This is a genomic window from Paenarthrobacter sp. TE4293 (assembly GCF_050435325.1).
In the GTDB taxonomy this organism is placed as follows: domain Bacteria; phylum Actinomycetota; class Actinomycetes; order Actinomycetales; family Micrococcaceae; genus Arthrobacter; species Arthrobacter nitroguajacolicus_C.
Window position 1 is genome coordinate 75,708 of record NZ_JBNJRY010000002.1, and the last position, 17,282, is coordinate 92,989.

Genomic DNA, 17,282 nt, shown 5'->3' on the forward strand with positions numbered 1-17,282 from the left:
GTTAAAGCGCGCCCGCCCGCGGTTCCGAGCGGGAAGTAAACGCACAGTGAATTCACAGAAAATATCTGATCTGTGACGAAACATTTGATTCTCACCTGCCCTGCGTGCCACGCGCGCCTGTTGGCAATGTAAGCGCTTGCGCATGTACTCACGAGTAGCAAAACAGCCACAGGAAATGCCCTTTGATTTGCGACCTAACACGTGTCTAGCGTGGAGAGCGTTCCGGTAAGTCGACGTACTGGACCACACAGCGGCGAGTGCCTCACGAGGGCTCGCCGCCACCTCGAAACGATGGCGTCCCTCGATGACGCCTCCAGCGGATCGACGGACGCCTGAGTAGAAAACCCCCACCCGGGGTCAGGGCATGCGCCCCATTCCACGAAGTCCAACACTCCGCGAGAAGAGCAAGCATGAACACGCACTCAAACCCTCACCGGCCACGCCGCCGGCTGCGACAGGCAGCAGCCCTCGCGGCTGCAGCCGCCGTGGCCGGCAGCATCCTGCTGGTGACGCCGGCCGCGCAGGCGAACCTGCCGGCGGATCCGCCGTCGAGCACTATGCCGGCACCCACACCCGGCTTCCCGCTGCCGACCAAGCACACGCAACAGGCCTACGATCCGGCGGCGGACTTCACGTCCAAATGGACGCGCGCCGACGCCAAGCAGATCATGGCCCAAAGCAACCCCAACGTTGCACCCGGCCAGAACTCGATGAGCCCCAACGTCACCATGCCGGAAATCCCCAAGGACTTCCCGGCCATGAACGACGACGTATGGGTCTGGGACACCTGGTCCCTGACGGACGAGAAAGCCAACCAGATCAGTTACAAGGGCTGGGATGTCATCTTCTCCCTGGTTGCTGACCGGCATGCAGGCTATGGCTTCGACCAACGCCACTGGAACGCCCGGATCGGCTACTTCTTCCGGAAGACCAACGCCGATCCCGCCAAGGACAAATGGAACTACGGCGGACACCTGTTCCTGGACAACACGTCCATCGGCAACACGGAATGGTCCGGCTCCGCGCGTCTCATGCAGGGCAACAAGATCAACGTCTTCTACACGGCCACCACGTTCTACGACGTGGCCGAGCGGAACGCGGGCGGCGGCGGGATTGCTCCCGATGCCGTGATCGCCAAGGCCCTGGGCAACATCCACGCCAACCAGAACGGCGTCACGTTCGACGGCTTCCAGCACACCAAACTGCTGGAACCGGACGGAAAGCTGTACCAGAACAAGGCCCAGAACCCGGGCTTCGCCTTCCGCGACCCCTACACGTTCGCGGACCCCGCACACCCCGGCAAGACCTTCATGGTCTTCGAAGGCAACACCGGTGGCACGCGTGGCTCGTACAAGTGCAAGCAGGAAGACCTCGGTTACCGCCCGGGTGATCCCCATGCGGAGACCGTAAGCCAGGTCAACAGCACGGGGGCGTGGTACCAGACGGCAAACGTGGGCCTTGCGGTGGCTGACAACAAGGACCTCAGCAAGTGGAGCTTCCTCCCGCCCGTCCTGTCCGCCAACTGCGTCAATGACCAGACTGAGCGTCCGCAGATCTACATCCAGAACGAGAACGGCAAGAACAAGTACTACCTGTTCACCATCAGCCACCAGTTCACCTACGCAGACGGCATGCGCGGCCCCGACGGCGTCTACGGATTCGTCGGGGACGGCGTCCGGTCCGACTACCAGCCGGTCAACAACAGCGGCCTGGCCCTGGGTTCGCCCACCGACCTCAACATGCCGGCAAACGCGCCCGAAGGTCCGGACCCGCGCCAGAACGGCCGCCAGTTCCAGGCATATTCGCACTACGTGCAGCCCGGCGGGCTCGTCCAGTCGTTCATCGACAACGTGGACGGGGTCCGGGGCGGCTCCTTGTCACCTACCGTCAAGATGAACTTCCAAGGCGGAGTGACACAGGTTGACCGCAGCTTAGGCCAGGACGGCCTGGGCCCGTTCGGCTACCTGCCCACCAACGTCCGCGTCGGCGGCGAAGGCCACTACAAGTAGGCCGATACACCCCCGGCCGTGAGGCCACGGCAGGGGTGGCGGCTCCGGAAGAGCCGGCACCCCTGCCACCCCGACCCCTTCAGGAATTCTCCTCATGACTTACCCCAGCCCCCACCTGTCCCGCCGCCAGTTGCTGGCCGCAAGTGCCGCCGTCGTCGTCGCCTTCTCCGCGGCTTCCTGCACGCAGCAGGAGAGTCCGACGCCGGGCCCCACCGCGGGCGGCCACCGGCCTGCCGCCTCGGATCCATGGCGTCCCGTCGCGCACCTCACGGCCGGCAAGAACTGGCTCAACGATCCCAACGGCCTCGTCTACCACGACGGCACTTACCATGCCTTCTACCAGTACAACCCCCGCGGAAACTCCTGGGGCAACATGTCCTGGGGCCATTCCACCAGCAAGGACCTGGTCAACTGGGAAGAGCAACCGGTGGCCATGGAAGCCAGTGACGACGAGGAAATCTTCTCGGGCTGCATCGTGATGGATTCGCATAATGCATCAGGCCTCGGGTCCGCATCGAACCCGCCCATGGTGGCCCTCTACACCAGCGCCTACGGCAAGAACGGCGCACTCCCCCAAGGAGCGCAGGCCCAATCGGTTGCGTTCAGCCTGGACGGTGGTGCCACGTGGCAGAAGTACCACGGCAACCCGGTGCTGAACCTCGCCCCCACCAACAACAATTTCCGCGACCCTAAGGTCACCTGGTACGAGCCCGGCCGCTACTGGGTGATGACCACCGTGGTGGCGGACGCGCAGGTGGTGAAACTGTTCAAGTCCACGGACCTCCTCCGATGGGAATTCCTGAGCGATTTCTCCGGCGCCGGCGCCCAGGGCGGCCTCTGGGAAGTACCGGAGCTGGTCCAGATGGACGTGGAGGACTCCACCGCGAAGAAGTGGGTCATGATCCTGAGCATCAACCCCGGTGGCATTGCGGGCGGATCGGGCATGCAGTACTTTGTGGGCGAATTCGACGGAACCCGCTTTACGGCCGAAAACGCGGCCGCCCCCGATGCGCCGCTCAATGAATCGCAATGGCTGGACCATGGCGCCGACTATTACGCAGCCAATTCCATCTCCGGCGCGCCCGGGGACAAGCCCGTGCTGCTGGGGTGGATGGGCAACTGGGACTACGCCCAGGACGTGCCCACCACGCCGTGGCGCGGTTCCATGGCGATCCCGCGCGAGCTCACCCTGGTCCGGGGACAGAAACGCCTCGAGTTGCGCTCTGCGATAGCCGCTGCGGCACGCGACACGCTGGAGGGCTCCGGTGAAGTGAAGAGGAAAGACCTCACCCTTGGATCCTCACTCCAGGATCTCGGTGGTGACTTCACCGCCCGTTCGCAACTGATTGAACTCACCATGGACCTCACGTCAGCGCGCGAAGCAGGACTCGTCCTCCGCCGATCCTCCGACGGGAAAGCCGGCCTGCGGGTCTCCTTCACCAAGGAAACCAACACCGTCCGGGTGGACCGTTCCGAGGCAGGGACCAGCAACTTCTCCGCCAAGTTCAGCCCCTATCACGAGGCGGTCCTGCCGTCGTCCGCCAACGACGGCACAGTCCAGCTCACGATTCTCCTGGACGCATCCTCGGTGGAAGTCTTTGCTGCCGGTGGCGCGGCGGTTATTACGGAGACGTTCTTCCCGGAATGGGACAACACTGGATCCTCGGCGTTCAGCGTGGAGGGCGACACCGGCTTCACCGTCACTTCCCGCACGCTGTAACGGCCGCCGGGGGCGGGATCCCACCCTTTACGACCCCACATGGTGCCGGATTCCCACCCCTCGTTGCCCCTTCGGGGCTCATTGAGGATAGTTTTGACCCTATGACATCCAGCGATGCCGCATTTGAACAACTGCTCACCGACGCCCGCGAGTGGGCCTCCCAGGATCCAGACCCGGCGACCTCGGCTGCCTTGGTGGAGCTCGCCGACCTCGCCAGCGGCGGGGATGCGGGAGCAACGCAGGAATTGGGCGACAGCTTCAACGGCACGCTGCAATTCGGTACGGCGGGCCTGCGCGCAGCCCTTGGCCCGGGTCCCAACCGGATGAACCGTGTCGTCGTCCGCCGGGCCGCGGCCGGCTTGGCTGCCTTCCTCAGCGAGACGGTAGCTGCCGCTGCGCCGGGAACCCAGCCGCGCGCCGTCGTCGGCTTCGATGCCCGGTACAACTCGGACATTTTTGCGGAAGAGACAGCGGCGATCTTCACTGCGTCAGGCATCGAGACGTTCCTGATGCCGGCTGCTCTGCCGACGCCGTTGCTCGCCTACGCCGTCCGGAACCTCGATTGCGACGGCGGTGTCATGGTCACTGCCAGCCACAACCCTCCGCAGGACAACGGTTACAAGGTGTACCTGGGGCGACACGCCGTGTCTGAAAGCGGCCGAGGTTCCCAGATCGTCGCTCCGTACGACGCAGAGATTGCCGCCAAAATCGAGGCTGTGGGTGCCTTGGACTCCATTGAGCTGGCGGAAGGCGGCTGGACCGTCCTGCCGACCTCCATCGCCGCGGACTATGAATCCGCGATGGCAGGCCTGGTGGATCCTGACCACTTCCCCGCCCGGGACCTCAAGATCGTCCTGACTCCGATGCACGGCGTGGGCGGAGAAACAGCTGTTTCTGTCCTGCACGCCGCCGGCTTCACTGACGTCACGCTCGTCGCTGAACAGGCCGAGCCTGACCCGGACTTCCCCACTGTCGCGTTCCCCAACCCCGAAGAGCCCGGCGCGCTGGACCTGGCCCTCGCGGCTGCCGCGGACTCGGGCGCGGACATCGTCCTGGCCAACGACCCCGACGCCGATCGCGCCGCCGTGGCCGCTCTGGACCCCGCCACGGGATCCTGGCGGATGCTCAGGGGCGACGAAGTGGGAGCCCTGCTGGGCGCACACGTGGTTGCGCGCAGGGCTGCGGCTGCCGGAGACGAACCGCAGACCGGCGTCTTCGCCAACTCGATCGTGTCCTCGCGATTGCTTTCACGCATCGCCGCAGCGGCAGGGTACGCCCACGAGGAAACGCTCACGGGCTTCAAGTGGATTTCACGGGTCCCCGGCCTCACCTACGGGTACGAGGAAGCGCTGGGTTACTGTGTTGCGCCCGATTTGGTGCGCGACAAGGACGGCATTTCCGCCGCTGTCTTGATCGCCGAACTGGCAGCAGCTGCCAAGGCTGACGGAAAGACGATCTTCGACACCCTGGACGACCTTTACCTGGTGCACGGCCTGCATGCCAGCGACCAGCTGAGCATCCGTGTGGCTGACCTGGGGCTTCTCGATGCCATGATGAACCGCCTGCGGGTCAACCCGCCCGAGGCGTTCGGGGGCTCCGCCGTCGAAGTTTCCACGGATCTTGCCGAAGGAAGTGAAGCCCTGCCGCCCACGGACGGGCTTCTCTACCTGACCAGGGACCACAGCCGGGTGATCATCAGACCCAGTGGCACGGAACCCAAGCTCAAGTGTTACTTGGAAGTCATCCAAGCGGTGGAGTCCGCAGCCGAGCTTCCCGCTGCACGCCTGGCAGCACGGACATCCCTGGACGACGTCCTCAGGGATGTCCGCGAGGCACTCGGCCTGTAAGAGGAGGCCTAGAGCTCAACCTCAATGAAGCCGTCCACCAACCGGGTGGCAAAAGCCTGGAGCGTCAGTTCGGGGTTGGTGAAGCACTCCCCGGTTTCGAGGTCGTAGACCTCTTTGTGGAGCGGCGATGCGATGGTGGGCCGGCTTCCCCGGGATCCGATGATGCCGCGGGCCATGACATTGGCCAGGGTTGCCGGGTCCTGCTGTGCGACAGCGAAGACCTCGGTGGGCGCGGTACGGAACAGGGCAACCTGGCGGCCCGCGATCAGCGCCGCTTCGCCCCAGGCGGGTTCGAGCTCATCCAACGGGCAAACGCGGTGCCACTCACCGGTGGTGGCCAGGTCCTCGGCACGGTCCAGAATTACGGTCATTTCAGCCCCTCTCACTGTGTCCGGGTGCTGGCATTTTCCGCCCTCAATCCCCCGGACCGGGCCACGCTTGCGGCCACTCTTCCAAGCTAGGACGCCGGTGTTTCATCAGGTGTCAGGGTTTGTGTCCAACGCGTAAAAGAGACCTCACACGCCTCGAAATGCGTTCGTGATGCAGAAGTTAAGCTCACGAAACAAAAGGGAAACTGAAGCGAAACTGCCCGTCCCTAGGCTGGAACCACAAGTTGCGACAGATCCGTCTGCAACATCTGCGAAAGGCCCACCAGTGACCGGACACACTTCAAGTACAGAGAACCCGCGCCGCATCGTCGTCGTCGGCGGCGGCCCCGCTGCCCACCGTTTCACCGACGCCATGGTCAATCGCGGTCTTGAAGGCTGGCAGGTTACGGTCCTGACGGAAGAGGCCCACCTCCCCTACGACCGCGTGGCGTTGAGCAAGGCCCTCACCGAAACCGACGTGGATCTCACCCTGGGCGACGCTTCCATGTGGGATCACGAGGCCGTGACCCTCAAGACCGGCGAGCGCGCCGTCAAGATCGACCCTGCAGCCAAGAGTGTCCTCACCGCCGCAGGCAACAAGTACGAATACGACCACCTGGTAGTCGCATCGGGTTCCGACGCTGCACGCCTCCCCATTCCCGGTGCCGAGCACACTCACGTGTACCGCACGCTCGACGACGTCTGGGCCATCAACAAGGCCATCGCCGGGCTGCGCGGGAAATTGGGCCGCAAGGTCAACGCGGTCACCATCGGCGGCGGCCTCCTCGGGCTCGAATCTGCTGCCGGCACCGAGCAACTGGGCGCCACCCCGATCGTCATCAACGGCGCACCGTGGCTGATGAATACCCAACTGGACGAGGGCGCCGGCCAGTCGCTTGGCCGTCTGATCGAGGCCAAGGGCTTCGAAGTCCATGGCGGGGTGTTCCCCTCCGAGGTTGTCACGGACGCCGACGGCCAGGTCACCGGTGTCCTCATGGCTGACGGACGCACCATCGACGCCGACCTCGTCATCGTTGCCATCGGCGTCAGGCCCCGCGACGACCTCTTCCGCGCCGCAGAAGGCGAAGAACAGCTCTTCAGCCTCGGCCAGCGTGGCGGCGTGGTGATCAACGACTTCTGTGCCACCGAAGTGGAGGGCATCTGGGCCATCGGCGAAGTGGCCAACTATGGCGGCATGTGCCTCGGCCTCGTAGCTCCGGCCAACACCATGGCGGAGATCGTGGCCGACCGCCTGCACGGTGGCCAGGCAACGTTCCCGGGCTTCGACACTGCGACCAAGCTCAAGTTGTCCGGTGTTGACGTTGCCAGCTTCGGCGACGCGTTCGCCCGGACCGAGCACTCCCTTGAAATCGTGTACGCCGACCCCGCACGCGGCGTGTACCAAAAGATTGTCACCACTGACGACGCCAAGACCCTCCTGGGCGGCATTTTCGTGGGTGACGCTTCCCCGTACATGAGCCTCCGCCCGCTGTTGGGCCGCGAACTTGCCGCGGAACCCGGCGCCTACTTGAGCGCTGCCGGCGGTGGTGAAGCTCCAGAGACCGAGCTGCCCGATGATGCCATCCTTTGCTCCTGCAACAACGTGGCGGCTGGAACCATTCGAGACACCATCAACGGATGCGGAGCCTGCGAGGGCAATGCACCCGTCCGGGAACTCGGTGAGCTGAAGGGCTGCACGCGGGCCGGCACCCAGTGCGGCTCCTGCGTCCCGATGCTGAAGAAGCTCCTCGAAGGCGAACTGACGAAGTCCGGCATCGAAGTCTCCAAGGCCCTCTGCGAGCACATCAGCCTCTCGCGCCAGGAACTCTTTGACGCCATCCGCGTCCTGGAACTCACGTCCTTCGAAGAGATCATGGCAAAGTACGGCACCGGTGCGGGCTGCGATATCTGCAAACCGACCATCGCTTCGATCCTGGCCAGCCAGCACTCCGCCTACGTGCTTGATGCCGGCCGCGGCTCCCTGCAGGACACGAATGACCGCGCATTGGCCAATATGCAGAAGGATGGCACCTACTCGGTGGTCCCCCGCATCGCCGGTGGGGAGATCACGCCCAAGGGCCTCGGTGTCATCGCGGCCGTCGCTGAGAAGTACAACCTGTACACCAAGATCACCGGTGGCCAGCGCATCGACATGTTCGGTGCCCGCCTGGAGCAGCTCCCGGACATCTGGAAGGAATTGGTGGACGCCGGTTTCGAATCGGGGCAGGCCTACGGCAAGAGCCTCCGTACGGTAAAGTCCTGCGTTGGTTCCACGTGGTGCCGTTTCGGTGTCCAGGATTCCGTGGCGATGGCCATCGCCTTGGAGCTTCGCTACCGTGGCCTGCGCAGCCCGCACAAGCTGAAGATGGGTGTTTCCGGTTGCGCCCGCGAATGTGCTGAAGCCCGCGGCAAGGACGTCGGCGTCATCGCCACCGCCGATGGGTGGAACCTGTACGTCGGTGGCAACGGGGGTGCCACTCCGGCCCACGCCCAGCTCCTCGCCAAGGACCTGGACGACGAAACCCTGCTTAAGTACATCGACCGCTACCTCATGTACTACATCCGCACCGCTGACCGCCTCCAGCGCACCGCCCGCTGGCAGGAAGAGCTCGATGGGGGCATCAAGCACGTCGAGGAAGTGGTGGTGAACGACTCCCTGGGTATCGCCGAGGAGCTCGAAGCTGCGATGGCCAAGCACATCGACACCTATGAGGACGAGTGGGCCGAGACCCTGAAGGACCCTGAGCGTCTCCGCCGATTCCGTTCCTTCGTGAACGCCCCCAACCAGAAGGACGAGTCCATCTCCTTCGTTCCGGAGCGGGGCCAGATCCGCCCCGCCACCAACGAAGAAAAGGGTGGAGTGCTTATCGCCTCCACCATCCCGGTCCGCAGCGAAACCGTCGGCGCAGAAAACTAGGGGTTCACCATGCAGCTCACCATCGATCTCACCGGCCGCGACGTCCTTGTCACGGGCTCGGAAAAGTCTGCCCGCCAAGCCATTCGCCGCTACCAGGCCGCCGGCGCCACCGTGTTCCGGCTGAGCACCCCTGAGGGTACGCTTGCGGACGGTCAACTCCCGGAGCGCCCGTTCCTGGTGGCAGTAGTGGACGACGGCGGGGCCGGCTGGCTTCCGCTGGTGGAACGCTGCCGCGACGCCGGCATCCCTGTGGCGTTTGAGCCTGCTCCAGGGGCCGAAGGGCAGGTAACCCTGGTGGGGGGAGGTCCTGGTGCGTTGGATCTGCTCACGGTGGGTGCCGTGGACGCCCTGCGGGATGCCGACGTCGTGTTCTACGACCGTTTGGCCCCGTACCAGGAGTTGGCGGACCTGACATCTGCTGAACTGGTGGATGTCGGAAAACAACCGGGCCTCCACAAGGTGACGCAGCGTGACATCGAGAAGCTCATGGTCGAAGCTGCACTGTTGGGCAGGAACGTGGTCCGGCTCAAGGGCGGCGATCCGTACGTCTTCGGTCGCGGCGGCGAGGAAGTGGCCGCCTGTGTTGCCGCCGGAGTCCCGGTGCGGGTTATCTCCGGTGTCACCAGTGCCATTTCTGTTCCCGCAGCAGCCGGGATTCCGGTGACGCACCGCGAAGTGAGCCACATGTTCACCGTTGTGTCCGGCCATGCACCCTTGACCGAGAAGGAACACACCCACCTTGCCGGTCTGGGGGGAACGATTGTGGTCCTGATGGGCATCGGAACCCTTCCCCAACTTGCGGCAGGCCTGCGCCGGGCGGGCATGGATCCGGACATGCCCATGGCCGTGGTGGAACGTGGTTACCGACCGGGTCAGCGCACCACGATCGCCGATCTGGGTACGATCGAAACAGCAGCCACCGGTTGCAGCAACCCGGCTGTGCTGGTCATCGGCGAGGTGGTCCGTGTGGCTGAAGCCAACCGAAATCATGCTGAAGCATCCGCTGAACTGAGCCGCCTGGCGGCTTCGCTTCTTGAAGCCTGAAGGTAAGAACACATGACTGTTGCACGTGCCATCGAAGTCCACGACGCTGCTGCCGCTCCGGAAGTTGCCGAAGCCGCCGACGCGCCGCTGGATGGATTCCGCATCGGCGTCACCTCGCACCGCCGTTCCCGTGACCTCATTGAGGCATTGGAACGCCGCGGCGCAAGTGTGTTGCACGCCCCCGCCCTGAAGATCGCCCCGGTCCAGGAAGACATGGTCCTCATTGAGGACACCCGCACCATCATTGCTGCCAAGCCGGACATCTGCATCGCCACCACGGCCTACGGCATGCGGCGCTGGTGCGAGGCCGCTGACTCTTTCGGCATCGGTGAACAACTCCTGGAAGCCTTGTCTGCCTGCCGCATGTTCGTCCGTGGGCCCAAAGCCCGCGGCGCCGTGCGCGCTGCAGGTCTTGCCGACGTCGGCATCAGCAGTGACGAAACCACCGCCACCTTGGTGGACATGCTCCTGGCCGAAGGCGTGCGCGGCAAGACCGTGGCCGTGCAGCTGCATGGCTACACGGATGTCCGCCAGCTGGAACGGCTCCGCATGTCCGGCGCCACCGTGCTGACGGTGACCCCCTACCGCTGGGTGAAGCCCGACGGTGAAGACAAGCTGCCCCGCCTGATCGAGGCAGTGGTGGGCGGCAACCTGGATGTACTGACATTCACCAGCGCACCTGCCGTAGACGCGATGTGGAGCACGGCTCACGAAATGGGCCTCTACCGGCCGCTCATCGAGGCCCTCAAGGGCCCCGTGACGGTTGCCGCTGTTGGGCCGGTCACCGCACAACCATTGGTCGACGCCGGTCTGGCGCCGCTGATCCCGGACCGTTACCGCATGGGCGCGCTGATCCGCCTGGTGACCGAGCACCTGTCCCTGAACCACGTGCGCCGGTTGGAAACCAGGAGCGCCACCATCGAACTGCGCGGGCGCTGCCTGCGGATCAACGGTGAAGTGGTGGACCTTGCACCGGCTCCCCTCTTGCTGCTGCGGGCGCTGCTTGGTGCGGGTGGAGCTGTCCTGTCCCGTGAAGCGCTCTCCGATCTGTTGGACCTGCGTGGTTCCGTGCATGCCCTGGACATGACAGTGAGCCGGCTCAGGTCCTCCCTCCCGGACGGCAAGCTGGTGGAAACCGTGGTGAAGCGCGGTTACCGGCTCCGCGCCTAGCTTTCGAGCCAACCGGCCTCGGGTCACCCCGCTAAGCCGCCTTCACCAAGGGAAGCTCGTCCCAATGGGTGGTGTACCGGGGGCTGAGCATGTCACGTTTCATGGACCAATCCGGTCCACCCTTGATGCCCGCGTGGCCCAACCCGATGGAACCGCGGCCGTACCGCTTGCTGACTTGCTCCAGTAGCGGGCCGATTCCGCGCTCCTCATGGCGGTTCTCGAAGATCTCCAAGGGCTTCTGGTTTCCGCTGGGGCGAAGGTCTGTGACCATGATCCCGGCTTTGGCGTATTTCACGCCTTCCTGGATTTTGGGAACCAACGCATGTGCGGCCTTCGTCAGCAGCACGGGATCCGACGTGGGCATGGGCAGTCTGACGGTAACACTGGGGAACGATTTGTCGTTCGGGTTATAGAAGGAAGTGGCAGCGAAGGCAGTCAGTAACGTGGCTTGGAGGTCATGCTTGGCCAGCCTGGCACTGGCCATCTGGCCATAGACGCTCAGCACCTGCCGCAGCTGGGCCGTCCTCGTGATGGGCGTAGAAAAGGAGCGGGAGAAGATCAACTGGTCCCTCCCGATCCTTTCCTCTTCCATGGGGATGCACGGGGTACCCTGCAGTTCCAGGACCGTGCGCATCATGACGATGGAGAACTTGTCCCGCAACGCCACGGGATCGGCCCGGACCAAGTCCAGGATGGAGAAAATACCCATGGCGTTGAGGCGTTTGGTGAGCCTGGTGGCAACGCCCCAGATTTCAATCACGGAGAGCCGCGCCATCAGCGCTTCGCGTTGGGCCTCAGGGATCGAATCCCAGCGGCACACTCCCTTGAAAGCCGGGTTGTGTTTGGCCCATTTATTGGCCAGCTTCGCCAGGGTCTTGGTGCGCGCGATTCCCACGCACACGGGCACGCCGACATGACGTTGGCACGCAGCTTTGATGGTACGTCCCAGTTCCACCAGGTCCTCCGGGCGGCCCTTCACGCCGAGAAATGCTTCATCGATGGAGTAGACCTCCTGCCACGCCGAGTAGCGGGCCAGAAGTTCCATGACACGCGAACTGATGTCGCCATACAGTTCGTAGTTGCTTGAGAGAGCAATAAGGCCCCACTCCTTGGCCCGCGGAGCAAGTTTGAACCATGGCTCCCCCAACCCAATCCCCAGCTTTTTGGCCTCCGGCGACCTGGTGACGGCACAGCCGTCGTTGTTGGACAGCACGATCAGCGGCTTGCCTTCCAACGCCGGGTTGAATGCACGCTCCGCCGACGCATAGAAGCAGTTGATATCCACGTGGGCGATCTCCTGCATCCGATGCATCAGTGCTGGCTTGGACATTCCCCTCCTTGACTGGCTGTAGCACGCCCGCCCACATTCGTACGCAGGACACGCCATGCATTCGAAGATATATTCGAATACTCTCACTGTATCGCCGCCCACCGACAAAAACACACCTGCCCCCTGCATCCAGGAGCTCCACCAGGGCATGAAGCAGCGCGGACGGGATCCCCCACATCTCCCGCCGCAAGGAAGCGGAAGATGTGCCCCAAAGTCCGCCAAGTGCGGCACGGCGAGGGCTATGAGTGATCCAAAAAAAATCAACAAGCATATGACTTTGACGGTCAATAAATGTGTGTTAGCTTCCTTACGGAGCACAGCAGCAGGCTGTACTCATTTATTGATTGGGGAAATCAGTGCAGCTCAAGATCGAAAAGCCCAAGGAACAGAAGATCGATTTCGCGGTCCTTTACGGCGGCAAAGCAACACTCTAGTTCCCGCTTCAGGGGTGTCGGTTCAGAGCCGGCACCCCTGCCTTTTCATATCTAAGGACCTTTCTTGTTCTGCGTCAGCGCATCACACAATTCCCCTATTTCATTTGGCATCGTCAAGGCCATACTCCGGAATTTCGGATTGACTCCTTCCGCGCACCCGGACGAACTCTCACAGAGTCTTCGCCTCCTCTACCCGCTGAACACCACCTTGTCGGCAAAGGTCAGGGCTGGATCAGCCAGCCTGACGGACGCGGCAACATCGAGTGAGCAGATCCGCTTCTTTCAGCAGCAGAGAGCCCAGCGGAGTTACATAAAGATTGCCCAGTACATCGAGCGGACGCATGGGCCAGTGGAAATCGTGGTGGTGGACGCCCTTGAGATGGACCAAGCGAGCCGGGACTTCCTTGATGTCGCAGTCCGGGTTTGCGGCTGGTCCGTCCAGATGAAAGTTGACACCCTGAACCGGGCAGCTGTTGTCCCGGTCGAGGAAGAAGAGCGAGCATTGCTCGCCCTGCTTGGAGAGCCGTCCCTGACCGAAAACGCCGCCCGCCTGGCATCCCTGGCGTTTGACTACGTCAACTCGGGTGATGCCTGGACTGCCCTGGCTCTGGGGCAAAGGCTGCAAGAGGTTGATCAGTCACCACGCGTGTGGAACCTTTTGGCCCTGGCCAGCGCCATGATGGATGCAACCATCCAGGCCGAGTTCTACTACGACCGCTGGAGCGATGCCGGGGAACCGCTCGACGCCGTGCGAGCTCTCTATGGGAAAGCCATGTTGTACGCCCGGCACCACCCGGCCGGGTTGAGGAGCCTTGAGCGGAGTGAAGCGCTGCTGAATCAGGCCTACGCCATCATTCAAGATCTGATGCCGGACAACCGGGAAGATGACAACGTCGTTTTCGATGAGGTGTTCAACCGGAACGGGCTCGCGCTCATCCTTTTTCGTCAAGGCAACGTGGATGAAGCAGTCCGGCTCCTTCGCTGGGGAATCGACAAGCTGACACTGACCGGCGAGAAAGTGGCGATTCACAGGTCGGTCCTGATCTACAACCTCGCGCAGTGCCACAAGCAATCCGGAGATCTGGCCGCCGCGATATCAACGTACGCTGAGCTTCTGGACGTTGACCCCCACATGCCTGAGTACCATTTGGAAGCTGCGAAATGCCTTGCTGCGGCGGGCGATTTCGCCAAGGCACTGGATGCATGCAGAACCGCTCTCGAGCTCGATCAGACCCTGGCATCCGCGTGGGGGCTGACCGGAGTATACGAAGGGGAACTCGGCAGGCACAACGAGGCCGCGGCCGCGCATGCACGGGCCGCTTCCCTGGCCCCCCGAACTCATGCCCACACCACAGATCTGGTCTACAGCCTCGTGCTGGCCGGACGTGTGGACGAAGCAGCCCAGCACAGTGATGGCTGGATCGGCGGCGATCTGGCCCAAAGCGAGGCTGAACGCCGCGCCTCCCTCGCCGCAGAGATCCTGATCCGTCAGGGTCGTTTCGCTGATGCACTGGAGCCGCTGGAAACAGGATTGGCTCTTTTCCCGGAATCTGAAGTGCTGACAGCCAACCGCGAAGCAATCTTGAGCTATTCGGCATGAGGGTGGGACTACGCGGTCAACTCGGGCTGTTTACGGTTCTTTTCGCCGGCGGCATGTGGATGTCCAAGATTGCCCAGCCTCTTTATTTTGAACAACTCGGTGCGCTCGTCGCCTTCGGCATCGGATACGCCGTCATGGCAGTCGTCGGAGGATTCTCTTTTGCTTGGGGCGCATTCGCGGATCGATTTGGGGGGCTTAATTCTGTTCGGCTGGGCACGCTGATTTACGGGATCGGAATTGCCGGCCGAGTTATGACGGACGTTATTCCTGTCGTTGTCTTCTCGGCAATCGCCGGCGCAGGAGCCTCGCTGGTCCTCGTCGCCATCCGGCCCTGGGTTCGAGCCAACGCAAGTGATGAGGAAATTCCGAAGATCGTTGGAGCCAGAAACCTGGGTCATCAGGCCGGCATCCTTCTGGGGACCGTAGGCGCCGCCTCGGTCTTCGCACTGGCGGCAACCCAGGGAGATGGAGCAAGGACTGCCTTGTTGATCGCTCCCGCCTTGGTCGCCGCCGCTTTTGTCTGGGTGCTCTTTTCCCCCCAACCGCCTGCGCGTCCTCGCATGGAAGCACAGCCACAACAGGCTGACCTGGGCCTTGGACGCCGGCGATATGCGGCAATTGCAGCCAAGTTGGCTGCCATAGGAGTGCTCTCCGGCTTCTATGTCAGCCTGGTCGCCCCCTACCTGCCACTGATTCTGACCAACGGTGGTGCCACAGCGGCGCAGGCAGCACTCATCATGGCGTTCATGAGCCTCGCCCAAATCGGTGCTACATGGCTCTTTTCCCGCCACAGCAAGGGGACCAAACCCTTCGGGTTGTTCACCATCACCGAAGTTCTCACTGGAATCATGACGGCGGCAGCGGCCCTTGCCCTGGGGCTGGGAGTGGCGTGGATTGCCATTATTTTTATTCTGCGCGCCGCATTCGTCTCCATTGCCGTCGCGGCAGAAGAAACCATCCAGTACGCCGTGATCCCTGCGAAAGCCACGGGATTCATCTTCGGGATCTCGCAGACCGCCTTCCTGGTCGGTGATGCGCTCGGTGGCGTGTTGGGTGCACCGCTCTGGATGGGCCTCGGCCCGGAAGGATTACTCCTTACTGCCGGCATCATCACCGTGGTCAATGCCGGACTGCTCCCGCTCTTACTAAGAGGGGTACGAACAGAACCGCTGGTGAAGGTGGCGTAATGGCTAGCGTCGAAACTGTCTTTGAGGAGGACCATTTGGTCCCCCTCGCCCTGGCAAACGACACCCTGTTTGCCTTCAGCAGGCTGGATGGAAACCTCTACAAGACGTCAGTGCGTGGGCGTGGCAAAGTTGGTGAATACCAAGCTCTGCCGATGTCCGACCTGTTGGCACCCTTCTGCGTACCCGGGCGCCCCTTCATCTATGACCTCATCCACGGCGACAACATGGTGACTGTGAGGGAGTTCGCCCTCTTGGAGTCAGGGTTGGGCGCACCGTCCGTGCGATCCTTCGAAGCTCCGGCGGACAGCACGCACCGGCTGATCAGCCTGGTGCCTGACGCGGCAGAAGCTACACTCTGCGCAGTCTTTGAGCCCCTTTTCGCGGGTGGGACATGGTTTCTCCTAAATATCCACGCCGGGAACGTGCGGCCATGTGAAGTTGTGTCCGGCGGCCCGAAATGCATTCTCGCCGATGGAACCCTGGTAGCCGAGTCTGATACCGGGTGGAGCACTGCCCTGCACGGGATCCCGGTCCGGAATGGACCGGGATCTGTCATTTCGGTGACCTCCGACTTTGCCGTGGTCAGGCGGTCGGACAAGACAGGAAGCTTGTTTTCGCTGGTGAGCGGCACAGACGTCCAAGATATCGCAGCCCCTGCGGGCTGGAACATCATTTCCCTCGCCGCATCCGATACGCGGATCACGGCATATGCCATCCATTCCGCCTTGGGACAACGCCTTCTCCACATGGCTCCCAAGGATGGATTCTTCACGTTTGACGGTACCGAAGCCGCAACGTCGCAGGTATTTGCCATGGGAGCGGACGTTGATCCCGTGATCCGATCCACCGGCCTTGTGCAGGGTTCCTCCTGGCGCACCAGCCGCGGGGTGTTTGCCGGGATCGCCTCGGAACGGGTCGATCTGCGGGCTGTTCACCTCACCTTGGCGGGCCTGCCGTGCGTTTACGTTCAAGGTCGGCAACCTGGCGCCGGGGAACTCCTGGTCTGCCTGCACGGAGGTCCTGACAGTCACGAGCTCGATGATCTGAGATTTGGCGGCACGTATCGCAAACTCCTTGATGCGGGTTTTGACCTACTGATGGTGAATTACCCTGGCTCCGCAGGGTTCGGCGTCGCCTTTCAAGAGCAGGCCTGGCATAACTGGGACGGAGCCGTTCAGTCTTCTGCTGATGCGGTTGCCGGGCTCTTGAAGAGTAGCCCCACCTCTGCCGTATCCATCCTCGGCGTTAGTTTTGGTGCCTGGATCGGGCTTCAACTCGCGGCGCACCTCCAAGCGAGGCGGGTGGTTGCCCTGTCCCCCATCATTGACCTGCACCAGCATCTTCTGCTGCACGGGGACGACCCGGAGTTCCGCACGTGGGCGGAGGCCCGCTTTGCTTTTCCTGCATTGGCTCCACACGGTGGCGAACCGGACGCACCCACCTTCGCAGGCCCCGTCATTGTCATTGCCCCGGACAGTGATGAAGTGGTCCTGCCGGCGTCCACACAAAAGTCAGTGCTCACAGCACAAAAATCCGGGCGCGCGTGGACCTCAGTGACGGTTCCGGGCAACCACTACCCCCAGGTATCCGCTGACGCAGAAAGACGCTGGGCTGCACTGGTTGCCGCCCTGACGAGGAGCCGGACGCCCTGACCCG

11 protein-coding genes are annotated in these 17,282 nt (G+C 63.0%); 9 read left to right on the top strand and 2 right to left on the bottom strand.

The features are described 5' to 3' along the window. Positions 1-410: 410 nt before the first annotated feature. The 3 genes from QF015_RS03785 (at position 411) to QF015_RS03795 (ending at position 5,576) form a co-directional block, all read left to right on the top strand. Positions 411-2,009 carry a glycoside hydrolase family 68 protein gene (locus QF015_RS03785; RefSeq protein WP_429387146.1) on the top strand — a complete coding sequence of 533 codons (1,599 nt, stop codon included), beginning with the start codon at positions 411-413 and terminating at the stop codon, positions 2,007-2,009. Positions 2,010-2,103: 94 nt separating this feature from the next. Beyond that, on the top strand, positions 2,104-3,729 hold the full coding sequence (locus tag QF015_RS03790) for a glycoside hydrolase family 32 protein (protein ID WP_429387148.1): 1,626 nt from the start codon (positions 2,104-2,106) through the stop codon (positions 3,727-3,729). Positions 3,730-3,830: 101 nt separating this feature from the next. Then, a complete protein-coding gene (locus QF015_RS03795) occupies positions 3,831-5,576 on the top strand; it encodes a phospho-sugar mutase (protein ID WP_429387149.1) in 1,746 nt (581 codons plus the stop codon). Between the two features lie 8 nt (positions 5,577-5,584). On the opposite strand, the gene nirD is transcribed toward QF015_RS03795, so the two are convergent. Beyond that, on the bottom strand, positions 5,585-5,947 hold the full coding sequence (gene nirD / locus QF015_RS03800) for a nitrite reductase small subunit NirD (protein WP_310201544.1): 363 nt from the start codon (positions 5,945-5,947) through the stop codon (positions 5,585-5,587). 283 nt (positions 5,948-6,230) lie between these two features. Between nirD and nirB the strand changes: the two genes are divergently transcribed. From nirB to QF015_RS03815, 3 genes are read left to right on the top strand one after another with little or no spacing between them, the layout of a single operon-like run. Beyond that, the gene (gene nirB / locus QF015_RS03805; RefSeq protein WP_310201546.1) at positions 6,231-8,861 is read left to right on the top strand and encodes a nitrite reductase large subunit NirB; all 2,631 of its coding nucleotides are present in this window, start codon (positions 6,231-6,233) and stop codon (positions 8,859-8,861) included. 9 nt (positions 8,862-8,870) lie between these two features. Beyond that, positions 8,871-9,905 carry a uroporphyrinogen-III C-methyltransferase gene (gene cobA / locus QF015_RS03810; RefSeq protein WP_310201548.1) on the top strand — a complete coding sequence of 345 codons (1,035 nt, stop codon included), beginning with the start codon at positions 8,871-8,873 and terminating at the stop codon, positions 9,903-9,905. A gap of 12 nt (positions 9,906-9,917) precedes the next feature. Then, positions 9,918-11,075 carry a uroporphyrinogen-III synthase gene (locus QF015_RS03815; protein ID WP_310201550.1) on the top strand — a complete coding sequence of 386 codons (1,158 nt, stop codon included), beginning with the start codon at positions 9,918-9,920 and terminating at the stop codon, positions 11,073-11,075. A gap of 31 nt (positions 11,076-11,106) precedes the next feature. Here the strand turns inward: QF015_RS03815 and QF015_RS03820 are convergent, their stop codons facing one another. After that, positions 11,107-12,405 carry a Y-family DNA polymerase gene (locus tag QF015_RS03820; RefSeq protein WP_429387153.1) on the bottom strand — a complete coding sequence of 433 codons (1,299 nt, stop codon included), beginning with the start codon at positions 12,403-12,405 and terminating at the stop codon, positions 11,107-11,109. A 573-nt stretch (positions 12,406-12,978) separates the two neighbouring features. Between QF015_RS03820 and QF015_RS03825 the strand changes: the two genes are divergently transcribed. Genes QF015_RS03825 through QF015_RS03835 form a run of 3 tightly spaced genes read left to right on the top strand, consistent with a single transcriptional unit; the run spans position 12,979 to position 17,278 of the window. Next, positions 12,979-14,439 (top strand): tetratricopeptide repeat protein, encoded by a 1,461-nt coding sequence (locus tag QF015_RS03825; RefSeq protein WP_429387156.1) that lies wholly within the window; start codon positions 12,979-12,981, stop codon positions 14,437-14,439. Continuing rightward, positions 14,436-15,626: an MFS transporter gene (locus QF015_RS03830; protein WP_429387159.1), complete on the top strand. Its 1,191-nt coding sequence runs from the start codon at positions 14,436-14,438 to the stop codon at positions 15,624-15,626. The genes QF015_RS03825 and QF015_RS03830 overlap by 4 nt, the downstream gene beginning before the upstream one ends. Then, positions 15,626-17,278, top strand: a complete 1,653-nt coding sequence (locus QF015_RS03835; protein ID WP_429387161.1) for an alpha/beta fold hydrolase — start codon at positions 15,626-15,628, stop codon at positions 17,276-17,278. Before QF015_RS03830 ends, QF015_RS03835 begins: the two co-directional genes overlap by 1 nt. The last annotated feature ends 4 nt before the right edge of the window (positions 17,279-17,282 follow it).

Coding starts and splice junctions, on each gene's coding strand:
- QF015_RS03785 (WP_429387146.1), top strand. CDS start 411: ATGAACACGCACTCAAACCCTCACCGGCCACGCCGCCGGCTGCGACAG.
- QF015_RS03790 (WP_429387148.1), top strand. CDS start 2,104: ATGACTTACCCCAGCCCCCACCTGTCCCGCCGCCAGTTGCTGGCCGCA.
- QF015_RS03795 (WP_429387149.1), top strand. CDS start 3,831: ATGACATCCAGCGATGCCGCATTTGAACAACTGCTCACCGACGCCCGC.
- nirD (WP_310201544.1), bottom strand. CDS start 5,947: ATGACCGTAATTCTGGACCGTGCCGAGGACCTGGCCACCACCGGTGAG.
- cobA (WP_310201548.1), top strand. CDS start 8,871: ATGCAGCTCACCATCGATCTCACCGGCCGCGACGTCCTTGTCACGGGC.
- QF015_RS03815 (WP_310201550.1), top strand. CDS start 9,918: ATGACTGTTGCACGTGCCATCGAAGTCCACGACGCTGCTGCCGCTCCG.
- QF015_RS03820 (WP_429387153.1), bottom strand. CDS start 12,405: ATGTCCAAGCCAGCACTGATGCATCGGATGCAGGAGATCGCCCACGTG.
- QF015_RS03830 (WP_429387159.1), top strand. CDS start 14,436: ATGAGGGTGGGACTACGCGGTCAACTCGGGCTGTTTACGGTTCTTTTC.
- QF015_RS03835 (WP_429387161.1), top strand. CDS start 15,626: ATGGCTAGCGTCGAAACTGTCTTTGAGGAGGACCATTTGGTCCCCCTC.